Annotated in this window: 3 protein-coding genes; 1 reads left to right on the top strand and 2 read right to left on the bottom strand. The window is 27.7% G+C overall.

Features of this window, described 5'->3' with window-relative positions; genetic code table 11:
* Positions 1–269: 269 nt before the first annotated feature.
* Both SPJ33_RS09830 and SPJ33_RS09825 read right to left on the bottom strand, forming a co-directional pair.
* Positions 270–1,211, bottom strand: coding sequence for an SPFH domain-containing protein (locus tag SPJ33_RS09830; RefSeq protein ID WP_321117788.1), 942 nt, complete (start codon positions 1,209–1,211; stop codon positions 270–272).
* Between the two features lie 13 nt (positions 1,212–1,224).
* On the bottom strand, positions 1,225–1,650 hold the full coding sequence (locus SPJ33_RS09825) for an NfeD family protein (RefSeq protein ID WP_321117787.1): 426 nt from the start codon (positions 1,648–1,650) through the stop codon (positions 1,225–1,227).
* A 273-nt stretch (positions 1,651–1,923) separates the two neighbouring features.
* On the opposite strand from SPJ33_RS09825, the gene SPJ33_RS09820 reads away from it, so the two are divergent.
* On the top strand, positions 1,924–3,809 hold a 1,886-nt coding region (locus SPJ33_RS09820; protein ID WP_321117786.1), incomplete at its 3' end, for an NAD(+) synthase.

Raw genomic sequence — 3,809 nt, 5'->3', positions numbered from 1 at the left:
CTGAACAAGCACTAAGCATCATTATTAATAATACAGACATTATACCTACTATTACTTTTTTTCTCATATATACCTCCTTCAAAGACAACGTAACTATTTTAATATTTTTACATGTTGATTTTCAAGCGATTTTTTGTTTTTTTACATAGTTCACAAAATATTAAAAGTAAAAAAACTAGGCTTTTAGCCTAGTTTTTTCTATTAAGATTCTAAATATTAACTATATAATCTAGCACAATATTATCTTGAAATATCTCTTCACATTGTTGTTATTTATCCTTCTTAAGCATTTCAGCAATAGCTGATATACTTCCTAAAGAAGATAAAGTTTCATTTGGTAATATAAGCTTATTAGCTGGATTATTTGCCATTTCTTTTAAAGCTTCAACTTGTTTTAATGCAATTACAGTTTCATTTGTTCCTGACTCAATAATAGCTTGATTTACTTTTCTAATAGCTTCTGCTTCTGCAAGTGCTATTGCTTCTATTGCCGTAGCCTTACCTTCTGCTTCAAGTAATTGAGATTCTTTTAAACCTTCTGCTTTTCTAATTTGAGCTTCTTTTTGAGCTTCTGCTTCTAATATTCTAGCTTGCTTTTCACCTTCAGCCTTTTCAATTTGAGATCGTCTTTCACCTTCTGCTTGAAGTATCATAGCTCTCTTATCTCTTTCTGCTTTCATTTGCTTTTCCATGGCATTTTGTATTTCAGCTGGTGGAATAATATTTTTAATTTCAACTGAAAGTATCTTTATTCCATATGCATCTGTTATTTCATCTATTATAATAAGTAATTCTTGATTTATTTTATCTCTTCCAGATAAAACTTCATCTAAAGTCATATTACCTATTATATTTCTTATGTTAGTTGTTGCTGAATATACTATACCAGCTTTGTAATCTTCAATATTATATACTGCATCTTGCGCATTTAAAAGCTTATAAAAGACTACATTATCTACTGATATATTTACGTTGTCTTTTGTAATAACCGTTTGTGGTGGAACGTCTATTATTTGTTGCTTTGTTGAAACCTTCTTTCTTACAAAATCAACAAATGGAATAGTAATATGCCATCCTGGTTCTAATACCTTATGAAATTGTCCAAATCTTTCTACTACATAAAGATATCCCGTATTAACAATTTTTATTGATGATAAAATAATACTTAATATTAATACGATAATTACTATAGTAATAATAACTCCTAACATTCTAATAAACCCCCTATTTATATTTATTTATTATAAATTTATTACCTCTTATATCTTTGATAATAAATTTATCACCTTTTTCAATTACTTCTCCTTCATTAACCACTACCCAATATATTCCTGAAATTTTTATTTGTGCTGTATTTTCTATCCTCTCTTCTGCTTCAAATATCATCCCTACATAATTTTCTTCCATAAGTGGCAATGAGTTTATATTTGTTTTAAATTTCTTCTTTACTAAAGGATATCCTACTAAGATTAAAATTAAACTTATAATTCCAAATGCTATTACTTGTATAAGAAAACTTAAAGAAAATAAATTTAAAATCATACTTATTATTGCAGCAAATCCAATCCAACAAAATAAAAATGCACTAGTAGCTAAGTCAATTACTATCATTACTATAGCAACTATAATCCAAAATACTGTTAGAAGCATTTTTTACACTCCCTTTTTCTTTTATATTAATATAGTATAGTTAAAAATTTTAATAATGTTATAATTTATGATTTTATTATAACTTAATAATTATTATTTTAAAATATATTTCTAATCGCTTTAAGAGTTATTTTATATCATTTAAAATATCATGCTTAATCTTTTCTTTTGTTTTCATTGATTTTCTAATATTTTCATTTTATTATGGTTATATATAAACTAAAAACTAGTAAATAATAATTACGATATACTAATGTAATGGAGATGATAAACATGGATTTTATAAAAGTGGCATCAGCTTGTCCTAAAACTAAAGTAGCTGATGTTGAATACAATGTAGGAGAAATTCTAAAATGTATAAAAGAAGCTAACGATAAAGATGCTAAAGCTATAGTTTTTCCTGAATTATGTATAACATCATATACTTGTGCAGATTTATTTCTTCAAGATAGATTAATAAATGAAGCATTAAAAGGAATTGTTTCAATAATGCTTGAAACATCAAACATGGATATGCTAATAGCTGTAGGTGCTCCTCTTTTAAAAGGATGTACTTTATATAATTGTGCATTTATCTTATTTAAAGGAAAGATTCTTGGAATAGTTCCAAAATCATATATCCCAAATTATAGCGAATTCTATGAAAAGAGATGGTTTACTGAAGGTGTTGGAATAACTAATCAAAAAGTTGATTTACCATTCCAAAAAGATATACCATTTGGTACAGACCTAATTTTCTCATCTGATATATTTAACTTTGGAGTTGAGATTTGTGAAGACCTTTGGGTTACTATCCCTCCAAGTTCTTACCTTTCACTTTTAGGTGCAAATATCATATTAAATCTTTCTGCATCAAATGAATTAGTTTCAAAAGCCGATTACAGAAAAAGTTTAATTTCTAATCAAAGTGCTCGTTCAATGTGTGCATATATATATTCATCTGCTGGAGTACATGAATCATCAACAGATTTATTATTTAGCGGACACTTATTAATAAGTGAAAATGGAGCTATATTAAAAGAAAATGAAAGATTCCAAAGAGAAAATGAAGTTATATATGCAGATATAGATGTATTTAAATTAAGATCTGAAAGAATGAAGAATTTAAGCTTTAGAGATGCATCAAAATTTGCACCTTTTAATGTAAGAGTTGTAGAATTTGATTTTGATACTGTAGATGATAAACATTTTGATAGATATATAGATAAACATCCATTTGTTCCTTCAAGAAAAGATGAAATGTCTGCAAGATGCAAAGAAATATTTAATATTCAAGCATCAGCACTTGCAAAAAGACTTGAACATGTAAATTTAAATAAAACTGTTATAGGAATATCAGGTGGACTTGATTCTACATTAGCCTTACTTGTAATAGTTAAGACATTTAAACTTTTAAATATTGATAATAAAAATATAATAGCAATTACAATGCCAGGCTTTGGTACTACAGATAGAACATATAATAATGCTCTTACTCTTTGCAGAGAACTTGGTTGTGATTTAAGAGAAATAAATATAGTAAAATCAGCTCTTCAACATTTTGAAGATATTGGTCATGATAAAAATATACTTGATGTTACTTATGAAAATGTTCAAGCAAGAGAAAGAACTCAAATACTTATGGATATCGCAAATAAAGAAGGCGGTATATTAGTTGGTACTGGTGATTTATCAGAACTTGCCCTTGGTTGGTGCACATATAATGGAGATCATATGTCAATGTATGCTGTTAATCCATCTATACCAAAAACTCTTGTTAGATATTTAGTAAATTATGTGGCTGAAAATGAATCTACTGAAATAGTAAAGGAAACTTTACTTGATATTTTAGATACACCTGTAAGTCCAGAACTTCTTCCAAAGGACGAAAAAACAGGAGAAATAACACAAAAAACTGAAGATATAGTTGGCCCATATGAGTTACATGACTTCTTCTTATATCATTTTATGAAACATGGTTCCTCAAAAGAAAGAATTCTTTTCTTAGCAGAGCATGCATTTAAAGATGATTACTCAAAAGAAGAAATTGAAAAATGGCTTGATAAATTCTTATGGAGATTCTTCTCTCAACAATTTAAGAGAAGTGCCCTTCCTGATGGTCCAAAGGTTGGTTCAATATCTTTAAGCCCTCGTGGAGATCTTAGAATGCCATCTGATGC

Origin of the sequence: Clostridium sp., from assembly GCF_034179595.1 — a bacterium.
Classification (GTDB): Bacteria; Bacillota; Clostridia; order Clostridiales; family Clostridiaceae; genus Clostridium.
This window is presented reverse-complemented; position numbering and strand designations above follow the sequence as displayed.

What these genes read in the sequence shown, in the direction of transcription:
- SPJ33_RS09825 (WP_321117787.1), bottom strand. Translation starts at nt 1,650, where the DNA reads ATGCTTCTAACAGTATTTTGGATTATAGTTGCTATAGTAATGATAGTA.
- SPJ33_RS09830 (WP_321117788.1), bottom strand. Translation starts at nt 1,211, where the DNA reads ATGTTAGGAGTTATTATTACTATAGTAATTATCGTATTAATATTAAGT.